Source organism: Streptomyces sp. NPDC005863, from assembly GCF_042871345.1.
Taxonomy (GTDB): domain Bacteria; phylum Actinomycetota; class Actinomycetes; order Streptomycetales; family Streptomycetaceae; genus Streptomyces.
The window spans coordinates 23,229-39,428 of record NZ_JBIAII010000016.1; the positions used below are offsets into that span (position 1 = coordinate 23,229).

The window sequence follows — 16,200 nt, forward strand, 5'->3', positions numbered from 1 at the left end:
TAGGGGTCCTCAGGGGGTTTCCTCGTGGGCGGTCGCGTCGGTACGGGCCTTGCTGCGGGCCCGCCGGGCGGGGCCGCGCCAGCCGCAGCTGCAGTGGGCGGCGACGAACCGGCCCTTCTCGACCGTCGTCGTGCGGTGGGATGCGGGGTCATGCTGATCGGCCACCCGGCCACCGTACCGAGCCCGGGTGAACGGCCGTCGACGGTTCCGGTACGGGGGCCGGCGGCGTGACGGCTCCATGCACCGGTCGTTATCCGGGAGACGGGGGAACAGCCACGACAGGCGCGGGACGCTTGGGGGTAGGCAGGCCATGGTGCAACGGCACAGGCGCACGGGTGCGGCGGACGCCGTGGTCGTCGCCGCGGTCACGGCGGTGGGCCTGATGGCCGTCGCCACCGGCTGTTCGGGGTCCGGGGCCGTCGCGGACGGCAGCGGGGCCGTCGACCCCGGCGACGTGGTGCGCAAGTCCGCCGACTCGCTGGTGCGGGCGGGCAGTTCGAAGGCGAACACGTCCATGGAGATGGCCAGCGGCGGTACGCGCGTCACCATCCGCGGCACCGGGGTCTACGACTTCGCGCGGCAGCTCGGCCGGTTCGAGGTGGTGCTGCCGCGGGACCCCGCGGGCAAGGCCGAGCACCGGCCCATCACCGAGCTGATGTCCGACGGCGCGCTCTACATGAAGAACCGCGGGGCCGGGGTGCCGGCCGACAAGTGGGTACGGATCGAGACACGTTCGCTCTCCGACGGCAACCTCGTCACCGGCGGCGCCACGGATCCCCTCGCGGCGGCTGAACTGCTGCGCGGGGCGCGGAAGGTGGGGTTCGTGGGGGAGGAGCGGCTCGGTGGGACGGAGGTACGGCACTATCGCGGCGTCGTCGACCTGCGCGCCGCGGCGCGGGCCGCCTCCGCTGGTCAGCGCGGGGCGCTGGGTGCGGCGGCGAGGAAAGGGTTCAGCAAGGGGAGTGTGCCCTTCGACGTCTACCTCGACGACCGGGGCCGGGTGCGGAAGGTGCGGCAGCGGTTCGCGGTGTCGGACGTCAACGTGGCGTCGACCACGCTGCTCTACGACTTCGGGGCGGACGTGAAGGTACGACTTCCGGCCGAGGAGGACATCTTCGCCGGGAAGATTGCCGAGCAGTAGTCGCGTACGGCTGGTGGAAATGGTCCGTCTGTGCCATGCGCGGCACGGAGGGGGCTCTCTACCCTGGGACGGGAAGTCGGTTGGTCGGTCGGTCGGCCGGTCGGCCGGTTCGGTGAGTCGGTTGGCCGGTGGGTCGGTCAGTCAGTTGGTCGGTGTCGGCAGGAAGAGGTGATGAACGTGGCTCCGGTGCGTGGTGGCACGGCGGTTCAGGACCACGTCGCCCTCGCCGAGATCGAACTCTGCGGGGAGCTCATCATTGCGGCGAGTGCGGCGGCGGGGCGTCTGAGCTTTGACCGCATCGACGAGGTTCTGAGGGTCACGGACGGGCCCGACCCGTCGACGTCACCGTCTACGCCTGCGCTTGCGCCTGCGTCCCAGTCGACGCCTGCGGCTCGGTCTACGTCCCGGGAGGGGTCGCGGGGGTCCGCCTGAGGGGTCCGGGGGTGGCGTTCCTGTCCGCCGCTTCGCGGCGATGTATCCCACCCACCCACCCGTTCACCCCGCACCGCACAGTCGAGGAACGAACCAAGCGGCCCGCGCAGCGGGTACGGGTACGGGTACGGGTACGCCGCCGGAGGGCAGGCGGGGAGAAACCTGCGCAGCCAGTGAGTGGGCACGGGGTGCGGGGTGACGTGGCGTGTGGGGTGCGTCGGCGGAGGGCCGAGCTGGCGCTGGGTGCCGTGTACGGGCGGGTGGCCGGGAGAATCCCGCGCAGCGGGCACGCGGTCGGGTATTTCGCAGGGTGCGTTGGTGGAGGGGGCTGACCGCCCGGGGTGGGCGTCGGCAGTGCTGGGGTCGCTAACCAGGCGGGGTGCTGGCGCACAGGATGGGCGGGTGGGTGGGGAAGAGCCCGCGTAGCGGGCACGCGTCAGGCGTCGAGTGCGGGGTGAGGTGTCTCGCGGGGTGCGTTGGTGGAGGGGGGGAGCTGCCCGCGCGGGCGGGCATCGGCGGTGCTGGGGGGGCGCTTGCCGGGCGGGCGCTGGGTGCCGTGTATGGGCGGGTGGGTGGGTGGGGAAAAGCCCGCGCAGCGGGCACGCGGCCAGGCGTGGGGTGCGGGGTGAGGTGTCTCGCGGGGTGCGTTGGTGGAGGGGGGAGAAGCCCGCGCAGCGGCACGTGGCCAGGCGTAGGCGCGGGGCGAGGTGTCTCGCGGGGTGCGTCCGGGGAGGGGCGAGCCGGCCACCCGGCCGGGGTGACGTGGCTCGCGGGCCGCGGCGGACGGGCCTCGCTCACCGGCCACCCGGCCGGGGTGACGTGGCTCGCGGGCGCCGCGGCGGACAGGCCTCGCTCACCGGCCGTACGGGAAGCACCCCGTGGCGGGCCCCCGGCGCCCCGTACGCGCCGGCCCACCCACAAACCGCCCCCCCAAGCGGGAGCGACTACGTGCGGAGCATCCGGGCGATAGCCCGAGTCGCCTCTTCCACCTTCGCGTCGATCTCCGTCCCGCCCTTGACCGCCGCGTCGGCCACGCAGTGCCGCAGGTGCTCCTCCAGGAGCTGCAGCGCGAAGGACTGCAGGGCCTTCGTGCTCGCCGAGACCTGCGTGAGTATGTCGATGCAGTAGACGTCCTCCTCGACCATGCGCTGCAGGCCGCGGATCTGTCCCTCGATGCGCCGCAGCCGCTTGAGGTGCTCGTCCTTCTGCTTGTGGTACCCGTGCACCCCACGGTCGTGGTCCGTGACGATCTCCCCGGCGCCACCCGCGCCGTCACTGGCCCCACCCGCACCCGGCACAGCCGCGTCGGCCGCCTCGGTGGTCGTCATCGCGTCCTCCTCCTGGTCCTGCCGCGGGGCTTCCCCTCGGGCGTACCCGCATTTGTGCAGATCCATATACCCCTGGTGGGTATAGGATAGCCGATTTCTCGGGGGGCGTGCTGATCACTGTGCCTGATGGGCGACACTGGGGGGCGGCCGGTTAGCCGTGGCCGGATGATGCGCCTAGCATCAGCCTGACCGCATCCAAAGCACCCCGAGGACCCCACGTGCGCTTTCGTCTGACCCCCAGGGAGACGAGCTTCTACGACATGTTCGCCGCATCCGCGGACAACATCGTCACGGGCTCGAAGCTCCTCATGGAACTGCTCGGAGCGGACTCTTCCGCACGGGCCGAGATCGCAGAGCGGATGCGGGCCGCGGAACACGCGGGAGACGACGCCACGCATGCGATCTTCCACCAGCTGAACTCCTCCTTCATCACGCCGTTCGACCGCGAGGACATCTACAACCTCGCCTCGTCCCTCGACGACATCATGGACTTCATGGAGGAGGCCGTCGACCTGGTCGTCCTGTACCAGGTCGAGGAGCTCCCCAAGGGCGTCGAGCAGCAGATCGAGGTCCTCGCCAGGGCCGCCGAGCTCACCGCCGAGGCCATGCCCAACCTGCGGACGATGTCGAACCTCACCGAGTACTGGATCGAGGTCAACCGTCTGGAGAACCAGGCCGACCAGATCCACCGCAAGCTCCTGGCGCAGCTCTTCAACGGCAAGTACGACGCCATGGAAGTGCTGAAGCTGAAGCAGATCGTGGATGTGCTGGAAGAGGCCGCCGACGCCTTCGAGCACGTGGCGAACACTGTGGAGACCATCGCGGTCAAGGAGTCCTGAGACACCGCCATGGACACCTTTGCCTTGATCGTGACCATCGGCGTCGCGCTCGGATTCACTTATACGAACGGCTTCCACGACTCCGCGAACGCCATCGCCACGTCCGTCTCCACGCGTGCCCTGACGCCCCGCGCGGCGCTCGCCATGGCCGCGGTGATGAACCTGGCGGGCGCCTTCCTCGGCAGCGGCGTCGCCAAGACCGTGAGCGAGGGCCTCATCGAGACCCCGCACGGCAACAAGGGCATGTGGGTGCTCTTCGCCGCGCTCGTCGGCGCGATCGTGTGGAACCTCATCACCTGGTACTTCGGCCTGCCCTCGTCCTCCTCGCACGCCCTCTTCGGCGGCATGGTCGGGGCGGCGCTCGCCGGTGGCATCGGGGTCATCTGGTCCGGGGTCGTCGACAAGATCGTCATCCCGATGTTCCTGTCCCCGGTGGTCGGCCTCGTCGTCGGCTATCTGGTGATGTGCGCGATCATGTGGATGTTCCGCAAGTCCAACCCGCACAAGGCCAAGCGCGGCTTCCGCATCGCGCAGACCGTCTCCGCGGCCGGCATGGCGCTCGGACACGGCCTCCAGGACGCGCAGAAGACCATGGGCATCGTGGTGATGGCCCTGGTCATCTCCGATGTGCAGGACGCCGACGCGCCCATCCCGATCTGGGTCAAGATCGCCTGTGCGCTGATGCTCTCGCTCGGTACGTACGCGGGCGGCTGGCGCATCATGCGTACCCTCGGCCGCAAGATCATCGAGCTGGACCCGCCGCAGGGCTTCGCCGCCGAGACGACCGGCGCGGGCATCATGTTCAGCACGGCCTTCATGTTCCACGCGCCGATCTCCACCACCCACGTCATCACCTCCGCGATCATGGGCGTGGGCGCGACGAAGCGGGTCAACGCGGTGCGGTGGGGTGTCGCCAAGAACATCATCCTGGGCTGGTTCATCACGATGCCGGCGGCCGCGATCGTCGCGGCGGTCAGCTTCTGGATCGTGGACCTCGCGTTCCTGTAGAAGCCGGGAATTGCCCGCGGACGTACGGTCCGTACGACGGAAAGGCCCGCCCCCCGGGAGCCAGGGGGCGGGCCTTCCTTGTTGCCCCTGCGGTGGCACCGCCATGCAGCACCGCAAGGAGTCGGGATCGGCTCAGCCGAAGCGGCCCGAGATGTAGTCCTCGGTCGCCTGCACCGACGGGTTGGAGAAGATCCGCTCGGTCTCGTCGATCTCGACGAGCTTGCCGGGCTGGCCGACGGCGGCGAGGTTGAAGAAGGCTGTGCGGTCCGAGACGCGCGCCGCCTGCTGCATGTTGTGCGTCACGATGACGATCGTGAAGCGCTCCTTCAGCTCGCCGATGAGGTCCTCGATGGCGAGCGTCGATATCGGGTCGAGCGCCGAGCAGGGCTCGTCCATGAGGAGCACGTCGGGCTCGACCGCGATGGCCCGCGCGATGCACAGCCGCTGCTGCTGGCCGCCGGAGAGGCCCGAGCCGGGCTTGTTGAGACGGTCCTTGACCTCGTTCCAGAGGTTCGCGCCCTTGAGGGACTTCTCGACGACGTCGTTCAGCTCGCTCTTCTTGTACGAGCCGTTCAGCTTCAGGCCCGCCGCGACGTTGTCGAAGATCGACATCGTGGGGAACGGGTTGGGGCGCTGGAAGACCATGCCGACCGTGCGGCGCACCGCCACCGGGTCCACGCCCGCGCCGTACAGATCCTCGTCGTCCAGGAGCACCTTGCCCTCGACGCGCCCGCCGGATGTGACCTCGTGCATGCGGTTCAGGGTGCGCAGGAACGTGGACTTGCCGCAGCCGGACGGGCCGATGAAGGCCGTCACGGAGCGCGGCTCCACGGTCATCGAGATGTCGTCGATCGCCTTGTGGGAGCCGTAGAAGGCGGTCAGGCCCGATACGTCGATTCGCTTGGCCATAAGGATCACTGCTTCTTTCGGGGTTCTGCGGGAAAGGTCGCTGATATGGCCGCTCAGCGGCCCGTCTTGGGGGCCTTCCAGCGGGCTACGCCGCGGGCCGCCAGGTTGAGGATCATGATGAAGGCGATGAGGGTGAGGGCCGCCGCCCAGGCCCGGTCGTACGCCGCGTCGTTGCCGGCCGCGTACTGCTGGTAGATGTACAGCGGCAGCGACGCCTGCGAGCCCTCGAAGGGGTTCGTGTTGATCAGGGGGTTCACCCAGACCAGGAGCAGGACCGGCGCGGTCTCGCCGGCGATGCGGGCCACCGCGAGCATGACGCCCGTGGTGATGCCGCCGACCGCGGTGGGCAGCACGACCTTGAGGATGGTCCGCCACTTCGGCACGCCGAGGGCGAGGGAGGCCTCGCGCAGCTCGTTCGGCACGAGCTTGAGCATCTCCTCGGTGGAGCGCACGACGACCGGCATCATCAGGATGGCGAGCGCCATCGCGCCGGCCCAGCCGGAGAAGTCGAAGCCGAGGATCAGGATCCAGAAGCTGAGCACGAACAGTCCCGCGACGATCGACGGGATGCCGGTCATGACGTCCACGAAGAACGTGACGACCTTGGAGAGCCTCCCGCGCCCGTACTCCACCAGGTAGACCGCGGTGAGCAGGCCGATCGGCACGGCGATCACGGAGGCCAGGAGCACCTGCTCCAGGGTGCCGATGAGTGCGTGGTAGACACCGCCGCCCACCTCGTCGTCGGCGACGACGCCCATCGAGTGGGTGAGGAAGTAGACGTCGAAGACCTTGATGCCGCGCTGCACGGTCTCGTAGATCAGCGAGGCCAGCGGGACGACGGCCAGCAGGAACATGACCCAGACCAGCGAGGTGGCGAGGCGGTCCTTGGCCTGCCGGACGCCCTCGACGGCGACGGCGAGTACGTACGAGCCGGCGATGAAGAGCAGCGCGGCGATCAGGCCCCACTGGATGCGGCTGTCCAGGCCGGCCCCGGCGCCGATGCCGATCGCGAGCGCCGCCGAGCCGGCCGCGACGGCCGCGGGGGACCAGCGCGGGAGGCCGGCCGCACGGAGCGTCGAGGGGCGCTTGACGAGCGGGTCGGACGGGGTGGGTGTCGTGGTGGTCATGCGTTGGCCCCCGAGTACTCCTTGCGGCGCGCGATGATCAGGCGGGCCGCGCCGTTGACCAGCAGCGTGATGAGGAACAGGATCAGGCCGGAGGCGATGAGCGCGTCCTGGCCGTACGAGCTGGCCTCGTTGAACTTGCTGGCGATGTTCTGCGCGAAGGTGCCGCCGCCGTAGTCGAGCACGGAGGCCTGGATCACGAAGGTCGGGGAGAGCACGGTGGCGACGGCGATCGTCTCGCCGAGCGCGCGGCCGAGGCCCAGCATCGAGGCGGAGATGATCCCGGAGCGGCCGAAGGGCAGCACCGACATCCGGACGACCTCCCAGCGGGTGGCGCCGAGGGCCAGCGCGGCCTCCTCGTGCGCCTTCGGGACCTGCAGGAAGACCTCGCGGCTCACATTGGTGATGATCGGCAGGATCATGATCGCGAGGAGGATTCCGACGGTCATCAGGGAGCGCGGGGCGCCGCCCTGGTACTCGAGGACGCCGGTCCAGCCGAGGTAGTCGTCGAGCCAGCTGTAGAGACCGGTGAGGTGGGGGGCGACGACGAGGGCGCCCCACAGGCCGTACACGATCGAGGGCACGGCGGCCAGCAGGTCGATCACGAAGGCGATGGGGCCCGCCAGGCTGCGCGGCGCGTAGTGCGAGATGAACAGCGCGATGCCGATGGCGACGGGGACCGCGATCACCAGGGCGATCAGCGAGCTCACCACGGTGCCGAAGACCAGGACGGCGATGCCGAAGTACGGCTTGCCGCCGGTGGAGGCGCCGGCCGGGTCCCATTCGAGGGTGGTGAGGAAGTTGCCCGTGTTGTCGGCGAGGGCGAGGGCCGTGCGGTACGTGAGGAACGCGGCGATGGCGGCCATGATCACGAGGAGCGTGATGCCGGAACCGCGGGAGAGGCCGAGGAAGATCCGGTCGCCGGGGCGGGTGGCGCCGCGGGCGGCGGCCTTGCTCACCGGGGCCGCCGGCCTGGCGTCGTCGACGGGTGGAGGTGCGGTGGTGCTGCTGGGTATGTCCATGGGGTTCTCCGGTCTGCGGAGGCGCCGTGCGCGGGGGCAGGCGCTCCGTGGCGGCGGTGCACCGGACGGTGCGGCCGGCCCTGGTACCGCGGGGCCGGCCGCACTCGGTTCAGCCAGGGTCTGTCGTCTGGATCGGGCCGGATCAGGGAGCGGGGTCCGGTGCGTGCGATCGCAAGGCGGAGGAGCTGGTGCGTGCGATCGCAAGGCGGAGGAGGGAGGCATGGCGGAGCCATGGCGACCGACGACAACGCCGCGAGCGCGCGTGCCGGACCCCGCGAGCCCGGCCTGATCCAGACGGGAGGCCCTAGCTCAGGCCCGCGACGGTGGAGCGGACCTTGGTGATGATCTCGGCCGGGATCGGCGCGTAGTCGTTGTCCTTGAGGACGTTCTGGCCGTCCTCGCTGGCGATGTAGGTCAGGAAGGACTTGGTGGCGGCGAGCGTCTCGGGCTTGTTGCCCTTCTCGCAGACGACCTCGTAGGTGACCAGGGTGACCGGGTAGGCGCCCTCGGCGGTCGGCTTGTAGTTCAGCTCGAGCGCGAGGTCCTTGCCCTTGCCCTTGATCTTCGCCTCGGCGATGGCCTTGGAGGCGTTGTCGACGGTGGCCTTCACCGGCTCCTTGGCGTCCGTCTTCACGTCGACGGTCTTGATGCCCTCACCGGCGTAGGAGAGCTCGAAGTACGAGATGGCGCCCGGGGTCTGCTTGACCTGGCCCGCGACACCCGCGGAGCCGTTGGCGGACTGGCCGCCCTTGGGCTCCCACGACTTGCCCGGCTCGTACGGCCAGGCGTCGGGGGCGGCGCCCTTCAGGTACTTGGTGAAGTTGTCCGTGGTGCCGGACTCGTCGGAGCGGTGGAACGCCTGGATCTTGGTGCCGGGAAGCTTGGCGTCGGGGTTGAGCTTCTTGATCGCCTTGTCGTCCCAGGTCTTGATCTTGTTGTTGAAGATGTCGCCGAGGGCCTTGGCGTCCAGGGTCAGGCTGTCGACGCCGGGGACGTTGTAGCCGATGGCGATCGGGCCGCCCACCATGGGCAGGTCGATGGCCTGGCTGCCCTTGCAGACCTTCTTCGACTTCTCGATCTCCTCCGGCTTCAGCGCCGAGTCGGAGCCGGCGAACGCGGTCTGGCCCTGCGTGAACGCGGTGATGCCGGCGCCGGAACCCGTCGGGTTGTAGTTGAGCTGCACGTCCTTGCAGTTGGTCGTGTAGACCTTCCGCCAGGCGTCGACGGCGTTCTTCTGCGCGGACGAACCCGACGCCGCGAGCTGCCCCTTGGCGTCGTCGCACTTGATGTTGGCGTTGGCGTTGGTCTCCTTGCCGCCACCGCCCGAGCTCGTGTCGTCGGAGCCGCACGCCGTGAGGGCCAGGGCGCCGGAGACGGCGAGGGCGCCGAGGGAGAGGGCGCGGAGCCGGTTCTTGCGCTGAAGCTTCACTTCGGGTCTTCCTTCCGGGAGCCGCCGACCCTTGCTGGCGGCGTGCGAGGTGTTGTAAGGCCGAAATTAGGCAGGGCAGGTGAAGCAGCCGATGGGCACGAGTGAACGGCGGGTGAACCTCGGCGGTCGGCCTGGTGAGGCGATCTGCTACGGAAGGTAACGGTACTGCTACGCATGGTGATAGGCGCCGGTGGGCGTCAGCGACCGTCGGTGCGGTCAGTGGCCGTCGGTGCCGTCAGTGGCCCGTCGGTGCCGTCAGTGGTCGTCCACCGTGGTGCGGCCGAGCGCCGCGAGCAGTTCGCCGACGAGCTCCGCGTCGCGGGACCGGGGCAGGGCGCGGCGGGCCGCCTCCGGCGTGAGCCAACGCAGGTGCGAGACCTCGTCGTTGGGGACGAAGGTGCCGCCGACCGCCTCCGCGGCCCAGTAGCGCACCTCCTTGGGGTTGCCCCGGGCGTCCCGGTAGCGCGCGGTGGACAGCTCCGCGCCGAGCTCGCACCGCATCCCGGTCTCCTCCAGGACCTCCCGCACGGCCGCGTCGGGGGCCGGCTCCGCGTGCTTGAGCTTGCCCTTCGGGTGGGACCAGTCCGCCCACTTGGGGCGGTGCACCAGGGCGAGTTCGATGCCGTACGCGGCGCCGGGCGCGGGGCGCCACAGGACGCAGCCGGCCGCGAGGACGGTGTGCTCGCCTGTGCCGTGCGTCACCGGGCCCGTACCTCCTCGTGCGGCCACGCCTGTTGGAAGGCGAAACGTGCCGCCTCCACATCGTGGCGCTGATCGGCGTGCAGCACACCCAGGGCGTACGCCGTGGCGGGCGCGATCCGCGGGGTGCGCGCCGCCTGGGCCGCCGCGGCCGCCGCGGCCGCCGCCTCCCGGTGGACGTTCAGGGCGTGGCTCGCGTCCAGCACGCGGGGCTGCGGGGGCGCGTGGCCGAGGACGACCTCCTGGGCGTACCGGTGCAGGCGCAGCAGGGAGCGGACCTTCAGCCAGGGGGCGTCCTGCGCGTCGGGGGCCGTCTCCGCGCCGAGGCCGTGGACGAGGGCGCCGGCGTTGTAGGGGTGGCCCGCCTGGCCGAGCGGCAGCGCGCCGACGGCCTCGGCGAGGGCGGCCTCGGCCGAGGCGGCCAGGTGCCGCAGGTCGTGGCCTGCGGCACCGCGTACGGGGACCTCGCTGGCCAGTACGGCCACGCTGTCGGCCACCGCGTGGAAGCGGGAGGAGCCGAGGGCCTGCAGGGCGGCGGAGTGGGCCCGCGTCCTGGCGAGGGTGAGCTGGCGCTCCAGGAGGGCGGCGGCCTTGGCCGCGCCCACCGCGAGACCGCGGGTCGTGGCGCCGGCGGCGGGCCCGCGGGGGCCGGTGTCGGCGGCGGGTCCGCGGAGGGTGGCACCCGCGGCGGGCCCGCGGACGGTGGCACCCGCGGCGGGTCCGCGGAGGGTGGCACCCCGATGGCCCCCACCGGCACCCGACTCGGGACCTCCCGGCCCTCCTGACCCCGTGCCTCCCGGCGCCGGCACCGTGGCCGTGGCCTGCGGCCCCCCGTACCGCCGCGCGGAGACGGCGGACGCGGCGAGGACTCCCGTACGCGACACCGCACCCGTACCCGTACTCGGGCCGGGACCCACACCCGCACCCGAACCACCCGCGCCGGACCCCGCACCCACCCCCACCCCCGAGGGCTCCGGCGTGCCCGACAGTCGGTGCAGCGCCCCGGACAGCCGCTCCAGGCGCAGCGCGTACGCGTGCTCCTGCGCCAACGTGCCGGACAGCCACGCCAGTTCGGGCCGGAGCGCGGAGGACCAGTCCGCGTCCAGGAGCGGGGCGAACGTGTGCAGCGTGCCGCTGATGCGGCGGGCCGCACGGCGCAGCGAGCGGGCCGCCGCCGAGGACTCCTCGGCGCCCTGCGTGTCCGCCGACGACTCGCGGTGCAGCCGCAGCGAGCGCAGGAACTCGGTCGCCTGCTCCTGCAGATAGACCGTGAGGACCTCACCCGCGGAACCCGCGCCGCCCCCCGTACCTGAAGGGACCCCCGTACCCGTCCCCGTACTCGTCATCTCACGGTGTTGCTGTGCCACGCCGGCGCCTCCGGGCGTCTATGAGCATCTCCTGTACGTTCCGCAGCGGGCGGCCCTCCGGATCCACCGAGTGGCGGGTCCAGTTGCCGTCCGCGCCCAGGTGCCAGGAGGCGGTGGTGTCCGACATGCCGGTCTCCAGGAGCCGGCTGAGGGCCGCCCGGTGCGCCGGGTCCTGGACCCGGACCAGCGCCTCGATGCGGCGGTCGAGATTGCGGTGCATCATGTCGGCGCTGCCGATCCACACCTCCGGCTCGCCCCCGTTGCCGAAGGCGAAGATGCGGGAGTGCTCCAGGAAGCGGCCGAGAACGGAACGCACCCGGATGTTCTCCGAGAGCCCCTCGACGCCGGGGCGCACCGCGCAGATGCCGCGCACCCACACGTCCACCTCGACGCCCGCCTGCGACGCCCGGTACAGCGCGTCCACGACGGCCTCGTCGACCATCGAGTTGACCTTGATGCGGACGTAGGAGGGGCGGCCCGCCCGGTGGTGCTGCGTCTCCTTGTCGATGCGGGAGACGAGCCCGTCGCGCAGCGACTTGGGGGCCACGAGGAGCCGGCGGTAGGTCTCCCTGCGGGAGTACCCGGAGAGCCGGTTGAAGAGGTCGGAGAGGTCCGCGCCGACCTCCGCGTTGGAGGTGAGCAGGCCGAGATCCTCGTACAGGCGGGCGGTCTTGGGGTGGTAGTTGCCGGTGCCCACGTGCGAGTAGCGGACCAGGGTCTCGCCCTCCTGGCGCACGACGAGGGAGAGCTTGCAGTGCGTCTTCAGGCCGACGAGGCCGTAGACGACGTGGCAGCCCGCCTCCTCCAGCTTCCGCGCCCACTTGATGTTGGCCTGCTCGTCGAAGCGGGCCTTGATCTCCACGAGGACGAGGACCTGTTTGCCGGACTCGGCGGCGTCGATCAGCGCGTCCACTATCGGGGAGTCGCCGGAGGTGCGGTACAGCGTCTGCTTGATGGCGAGGACGTCGGGGTCGGACGCGGCCTGCTCCAGGAACGCCTGCACGGACGTGGAGAACGAGTCGTACGGATGATGCAGGAGTACGTCGCGTTCGTGAAGGGCCGCGAATATGTCGGGGGCGGACGCCGACTCGACCTCGGCGAGGTCACGGTGGGTGCCCGCCACGAACTTGGGGTACTTCAGCTCGGGCCGGTCCAGTTTGGCGATGCTGAAGAGGCCGGTGAGGTCGAGCGGTCCCGGCAGCGGATAGACCTCGGCCTCGCTGATCTTCAGCTCGCGCACCAGCAGGCTCAACACGTTCGGCGCGATGGACTCCTCGACCTCCAGGCGCACGGGCGGCCCGAAACGGCGCCGCATGAGCTCCTTCTCCAGGGCCTGGAGCAGATTCTCCGCGTCGTCCTCCTCGACCTCCAGGTCCTCGTTCCTGGTGAGCCGGAACATGTGGTGCTCCTGGATCTCCATCCCGGGGAAGAGCTCCTGGAGGTGCGCGGGCGCGGCGATGACGTCCTCGATCGGCACGTACCGCTGCGGGGACGCCTCCAGGAAGCGGGAGAGCAGCGGAGGAACCTTCACACGTGCGAAGTGCTGATGCCCGGACACCGGGTTGCGGACGACCACGGCGAGGTTGAGCGAGAGCCCCGAGATGTACGGGAAGGGGTGCGCGGGGTCCACGGCGAGCGGGGTCAGGACGGGGAAGATCTGCTGCCGGAAGAGCGTGAAGAGCCGGGACTGCTCCTTCTCGGTCAGCTCGTGCCAGCGCACCAGGTGGATGCCCTCGTCGGCGAGGCCGGGCGCGACGTCGTCCTGGTAGCAGGCGGCGTGCCGGGCCATGAGCTCACGGGAACGGTTCCAGATGAGCTCCAGCACCTCACGGGGCTGCAGGCCGGAGGCCGAACGGGTGGCGACGCCGGTGGCGATGCGCCGCTTGAGGCCGGCGACGCGGACCATGAAGAACTCGTCCAGGTTCGAGGCGAAGATCGCCAGGAAGTTCGCGCGCTCCAGGAGCGGGGTCTGCGGGTCCTCGGCGAGTTCGAGCACCCGCTCGTTGAAGGCGAGCCAGCTGCGCTCCCGGTCCAGGAACCGCCCCTGGGGCAGCTCGGCGCCGTCGTGCCCGATCTGGGCGTCCTCGTCGTACGCGTCGAGGTCGGCGTCGATGTCCGGGTCGAGGTCGGAGACGGTGGCGGCGATGGTGGCCGGGCGGTGCGCGGCGATGGAACCCACGGAAGGCTGGACGTGCCGGGCGTCCGGACGGCCCGCGGGGGCGCGGCCGAGGGTGGCGCCGGCAGACGGGTGGGCCGGTCCCTGCGTGTTCTGCTCGCTCATACGACCATTCTTCCGCGCGGACGCGACGACAGGCGCGTCGGAGAGCGCGGGAGCGAGACGGCGCTTCCCGTTCACCGGGGCGGGGTCGGGCACGGACGGCTGCATGGGGCGAGCGTCGCAAGCCTGTCTGAATCAGCGGTTACGGCGACATGACGTGCGGGACATCGGCCGAAGGCCCCCGGGCGTCCTCGGCGCGGGGGCCTGCGGCAGATCGTACGGTTCCGGCCGGATGAGCGTACGGTTTCGGCCGCGGCGGTGTGCGGTCAGGCCGCGCGACGGCGCAGCAGGCGGAAGGCGGCGTAGAGGGCGGCGGCCGCGAGGACGAGCACGATGGCGCCCTCCACGAGCTGGAGCGGCCAGAAGTGCGACGAGGGGTGGAACTCGGCGTACCGGCCGGTGACTTGGTGGTCGGCGAAACACCGCTCGGGGTCAGGGGCCCAGCACACCGATTCGGGCAGCCGCCCCCCGTCGGCGGTGAGCAGGCTCCAGTCCACCTCGTAGGAGAAGTCCGGGACCGTGATGCGGCTGCCCATCGCCCAGCTGCCCGTCTCGGTCGGCCACAGGTGCGGGCGCAGCAGCGGCAGCGCGGCGACCGCGCCGGCGGTGACGGCCACCGCGACCCCCACCGCGGGCAGCGCCCGGCGCAGCAGGAGCCCGGCGAGCGCCCCGACGGCGAGGCCGAGCAGGGCGTACGCCAGGGCGACCGGGCCCACCGAGCCGTAGATCGCCCGCTCGTACCAGGGGCCCCTGGAGTACGCGTGCTCCGGCCCGGTCGTCCAGGCCCAGCGCTGGACGGCGACGAGCAGGGTCGTCCCTGCGGTCACGAGCGCGGCGCACACGACGAGGCGGTCGGCGAGCCAGCGGGCCGGGGTGACCGACTGGGTCCAGCCCAGCTTGTACGTGCCGGTCTCCAGCTCCCGCCCGACGAGCGGCCCCGCGACGAACGCCCCGATCAGACAGGGCAGCGCGAGCAGGCCCATGCCCAGGTAGTCGAGGTTCCGGTCGAACTGCAGCTCGGCGTCGAGGTAACCGCGGACCGAGCCGCCGCACTCCCTCGTGGTGTGCCGGATCGAGCAGTCGGACGCGGTGAAGACGTCGGCCGCGTGGGCGACCCACAGACGGTCGGCGATCAGCGCCGCGGCGGCGAGCGCGAACAGCGCGACCGTGATCCACAGGGCGGTGCGGTGCTGGCGCAGGACGGCCCGGCAGGGTCCGGGCAGGGAGAGGCCGGTGCGCCGGCCGCGCGCCTCGGCAGGTGTGGACGCGGGCGTGGGCGCGGACCCGTTCTCGGGTGCGGGCATCAGGGTGGTCACGCGGTCACCGCCGGGGTGGCGGGGGTGGTGCCCGGCGTCAGCAGCGGTGCGGTGTCCGGGGTGCGCAGATGGGCGAGCAACAGCTCCTCCAGGGAGGGTTCTTGGACGTCCCAGGCGTCACCGACCGGGCCTTCGGGGCGGATCATCGCCGACAGGCCGCGGCCGGTGGGCCGGGACTCGACGACGGTGTGCGGGTGCAGCCGGTCGGCGGGTCCCGGCCCGGTGACCAGGCGGTGTGCGCCGATCAGGTCGTCGATGCCGCCACCGAGGCGGATGCGGCCCGCGGCGACGAGCAGCAAGTGGTCGCAGGACTCGGCGAGTTCGCCGACGATGTGCGAGGACATCACGACCGTCGTGCCGTGCTCGGCGGCCCCGGCCATCAGGGTGCCCATGAGCTGGTGCCGGGCGAGCGGGTCGAGGTCGGCCATCGGCTCGTCCAGGAGCAGCAGTTCGGCGCGTTTGCCGAGGGCGAGCGCGAGGGCGACGCGGGTGCGCTCTCCGCCGGAGAGGGTGCGGACGCGGGCGCCCATGTCGAGGTCCCCGTCGCCCACGACGCGTTCGGCGACGGCGGCGTCCCAGCGCCCCGGGTTGAGCTCGGCGCCCAGCCGCAGGGTCGCCGCGACGGTCAACTGCGGGTGGAGCGGCTTGTCCTGGGCCACGTACGCGACCCGGTGGCGGGCCTCGGCGGGGTGCGTGCCGAGGACGGAGAGGGTGCCGGAGCTGGGGCGGTCGAGTCCCGCGGCGAGCGCGAGCAGGGTCGACTTGCCGGCGCCGTTCGGCCCGACGACCGCGCAGACGCGTCCGGCGGGCAGGCGGAACGAGCAGGCGTCCAGGGCGGTTCGGCCCCGGCCGTAGCGTTTGGTCAGTCCGTTCGCCTCGATGGCGGTGTCGCTCACGCGGGGTCCCCCTTGGTAGGTGTTGTCGCCGCTGCCGGTGTGAACTGCTCGTCCAGTACGGCGGTGAAGAGCGCCGCGACGTCGTCCCGGTCCAGGCCGGCCCGCCGGGCCCGCGCGGCCCACTCGACGAGCTCGCCCCGCAGCGGTGAGTCGGCCGGTGCGTGGCCGAGCGTGCGGCGCACGAAGGTGCCGAGGCCGCGCCGGGCCTCGACCAGCCCCTCCCGCTCCAGCTCGCGGTAGGCCTTCAGCACGGTGTTCGGATTGATGGCGGTGGCCTCGACCACCTCGCGGGCCGTGGGCAACTTGTCGCCGGTCTCCAACAGGCCGAGGCGCAGGGCCTGTTGGGTCTGCTGGACGATCTGGAGATAGGTGGCGACGCCGCTGCGCCGATCGATCCGGTACTCGAGCACTG

At 71.5% G+C, this 16,200-nt stretch carries 16 protein-coding genes; 4 read left to right on the forward strand and 12 right to left on the reverse strand.

The window, feature by feature from the left end; translation table 11 throughout:
- Positions 1–9: 9 nt before the first annotated feature.
- Positions 10–165, reverse strand: a complete 156-nt coding sequence (locus ACFYO9_RS35865; RefSeq protein ID WP_355820293.1) for a hypothetical protein — start codon at positions 163–165, stop codon at positions 10–12.
- A 145-nt stretch (positions 166–310) separates the two neighbouring features.
- On the opposite strand from ACFYO9_RS35865, the gene ACFYO9_RS35870 reads away from it, so the two are divergent.
- Both ACFYO9_RS35870 and ACFYO9_RS35875 read left to right on the forward strand, forming a co-directional pair.
- Positions 311–1,141: a hypothetical protein gene (locus ACFYO9_RS35870; protein WP_358777847.1), complete on the forward strand. Its 831-nt coding sequence runs from the start codon at positions 311–313 to the stop codon at positions 1,139–1,141.
- Between the two features lie 171 nt (positions 1,142–1,312).
- The gene (locus ACFYO9_RS35875; RefSeq protein ID WP_358777846.1) at positions 1,313–1,573 is read left to right on the forward strand and encodes a hypothetical protein; all 261 of its coding nucleotides are present in this window, start codon (positions 1,313–1,315) and stop codon (positions 1,571–1,573) included.
- Between the two features lie 944 nt (positions 1,574–2,517).
- On the opposite strand, the gene ACFYO9_RS35880 is transcribed toward ACFYO9_RS35875, so the two are convergent.
- A complete protein-coding gene (locus ACFYO9_RS35880; RefSeq protein WP_355820287.1) occupies positions 2,518–2,901 on the reverse strand; it encodes a metal-sensitive transcriptional regulator in 384 nt (127 codons plus the stop codon).
- Between the two features lie 218 nt (positions 2,902–3,119).
- Here ACFYO9_RS35880 and ACFYO9_RS35885 point away from each other — a divergent pair, with 218 nt between their 5' ends.
- Both ACFYO9_RS35885 and ACFYO9_RS35890 read left to right on the forward strand, forming a co-directional pair.
- Positions 3,120–3,740: a DUF47 family protein gene (locus ACFYO9_RS35885; protein ID WP_324767024.1), complete on the forward strand. Its 621-nt coding sequence runs from the start codon at positions 3,120–3,122 to the stop codon at positions 3,738–3,740.
- A 9-nt stretch (positions 3,741–3,749) separates the two neighbouring features.
- Entirely contained in the window at positions 3,750–4,748 is a 999-nt protein-coding gene (locus ACFYO9_RS35890; RefSeq protein WP_355820285.1) for an inorganic phosphate transporter, read from the forward strand.
- Positions 4,749–4,880: 132 nt separating this feature from the next.
- Here the strand turns inward: ACFYO9_RS35890 and pstB are convergent, their stop codons facing one another.
- From pstB to ACFYO9_RS35940, 10 genes are all read right to left on the reverse strand, one after another.
- Positions 4,881–5,657, reverse strand: a complete 777-nt coding sequence (gene pstB, locus ACFYO9_RS35895) for a phosphate ABC transporter ATP-binding protein PstB (protein WP_355820283.1) — start codon at positions 5,655–5,657, stop codon at positions 4,881–4,883.
- Positions 5,658–5,710: 53 nt separating this feature from the next.
- Entirely contained in the window at positions 5,711–6,784 is a 1,074-nt protein-coding gene (gene pstA, locus ACFYO9_RS35900; RefSeq protein ID WP_355820281.1) for a phosphate ABC transporter permease PstA, read from the reverse strand.
- Entirely contained in the window at positions 6,781–7,803 is a 1,023-nt protein-coding gene (gene pstC, locus ACFYO9_RS35905; protein ID WP_355820279.1) for a phosphate ABC transporter permease subunit PstC, read from the reverse strand. The genes pstA and pstC overlap by 4 nt, the downstream gene beginning before the upstream one ends.
- Positions 7,804–8,107: 304 nt before the next feature.
- Positions 8,108–9,232, reverse strand: a complete 1,125-nt coding sequence (pstS, locus tag ACFYO9_RS35910) for a phosphate ABC transporter substrate-binding protein PstS (protein WP_355820277.1) — start codon at positions 9,230–9,232, stop codon at positions 8,108–8,110.
- Between the two features lie 255 nt (positions 9,233–9,487).
- Positions 9,488–9,934 (reverse strand): NUDIX hydrolase, encoded by a 447-nt coding sequence (locus ACFYO9_RS35915; protein WP_358777845.1) that lies wholly within the window; start codon positions 9,932–9,934, stop codon positions 9,488–9,490.
- The gene (locus tag ACFYO9_RS35920; protein ID WP_358777844.1) at positions 9,931–11,298 is read right to left on the reverse strand and encodes a CHAD domain-containing protein; all 1,368 of its coding nucleotides are present in this window, start codon (positions 11,296–11,298) and stop codon (positions 9,931–9,933) included. The genes ACFYO9_RS35915 and ACFYO9_RS35920 overlap by 4 nt, the downstream gene beginning before the upstream one ends.
- Positions 11,279–13,684, reverse strand: a complete 2,406-nt coding sequence (locus tag ACFYO9_RS35925) for an RNA degradosome polyphosphate kinase (RefSeq protein ID WP_388667060.1) — start codon at positions 13,682–13,684, stop codon at positions 11,279–11,281. Before ACFYO9_RS35925 ends, ACFYO9_RS35920 begins: the two co-directional genes overlap by 20 nt.
- A 158-nt stretch (positions 13,685–13,842) precedes the next feature.
- The gene (locus tag ACFYO9_RS35930; protein ID WP_358777843.1) at positions 13,843–14,892 is read right to left on the reverse strand and encodes a hypothetical protein; all 1,050 of its coding nucleotides are present in this window, start codon (positions 14,890–14,892) and stop codon (positions 13,843–13,845) included.
- Positions 14,889–15,788: an ABC transporter ATP-binding protein gene (locus ACFYO9_RS35935; protein ID WP_358777842.1), complete on the reverse strand. Its 900-nt coding sequence runs from the start codon at positions 15,786–15,788 to the stop codon at positions 14,889–14,891. The genes ACFYO9_RS35930 and ACFYO9_RS35935 overlap by 4 nt, the downstream gene beginning before the upstream one ends.
- On the reverse strand, positions 15,785–16,198 hold the full coding sequence (locus ACFYO9_RS35940; protein ID WP_355820265.1) for a GntR family transcriptional regulator: 414 nt from the start codon (positions 16,196–16,198) through the stop codon (positions 15,785–15,787). Before ACFYO9_RS35940 ends, ACFYO9_RS35935 begins: the two co-directional genes overlap by 4 nt.
- Positions 16,199–16,200: the final 2 nt, after the last annotated feature.

Coding starts and splice junctions, on each gene's coding strand:
- ACFYO9_RS35870 (WP_358777847.1), top strand. CDS start 311: ATGGTGCAACGGCACAGGCGCACGGGTGCGGCGGACGCCGTGGTCGTC.
- ACFYO9_RS35875 (WP_358777846.1), top strand. CDS start 1,313: ATGAACGTGGCTCCGGTGCGTGGTGGCACGGCGGTTCAGGACCACGTC.
- ACFYO9_RS35880 (WP_355820287.1), bottom strand. CDS start 2,901: ATGACGACCACCGAGGCGGCCGACGCGGCTGTGCCGGGTGCGGGTGGG.
- ACFYO9_RS35890 (WP_355820285.1), top strand. CDS start 3,750: ATGGACACCTTTGCCTTGATCGTGACCATCGGCGTCGCGCTCGGATTC.
- pstB (WP_355820283.1), bottom strand. CDS start 5,657: ATGGCCAAGCGAATCGACGTATCGGGCCTGACCGCCTTCTACGGCTCC.
- pstA (WP_355820281.1), bottom strand. CDS start 6,784: ATGACCACCACGACACCCACCCCGTCCGACCCGCTCGTCAAGCGCCCC.
- pstC (WP_355820279.1), bottom strand. CDS start 7,803: ATGGACATACCCAGCAGCACCACCGCACCTCCACCCGTCGACGACGCC.
- ACFYO9_RS35925 (WP_388667060.1), bottom strand. CDS start 13,684: ATGCAGCCGTCCGTGCCCGACCCCGCCCCGGTGAACGGGAAGCGCCGT.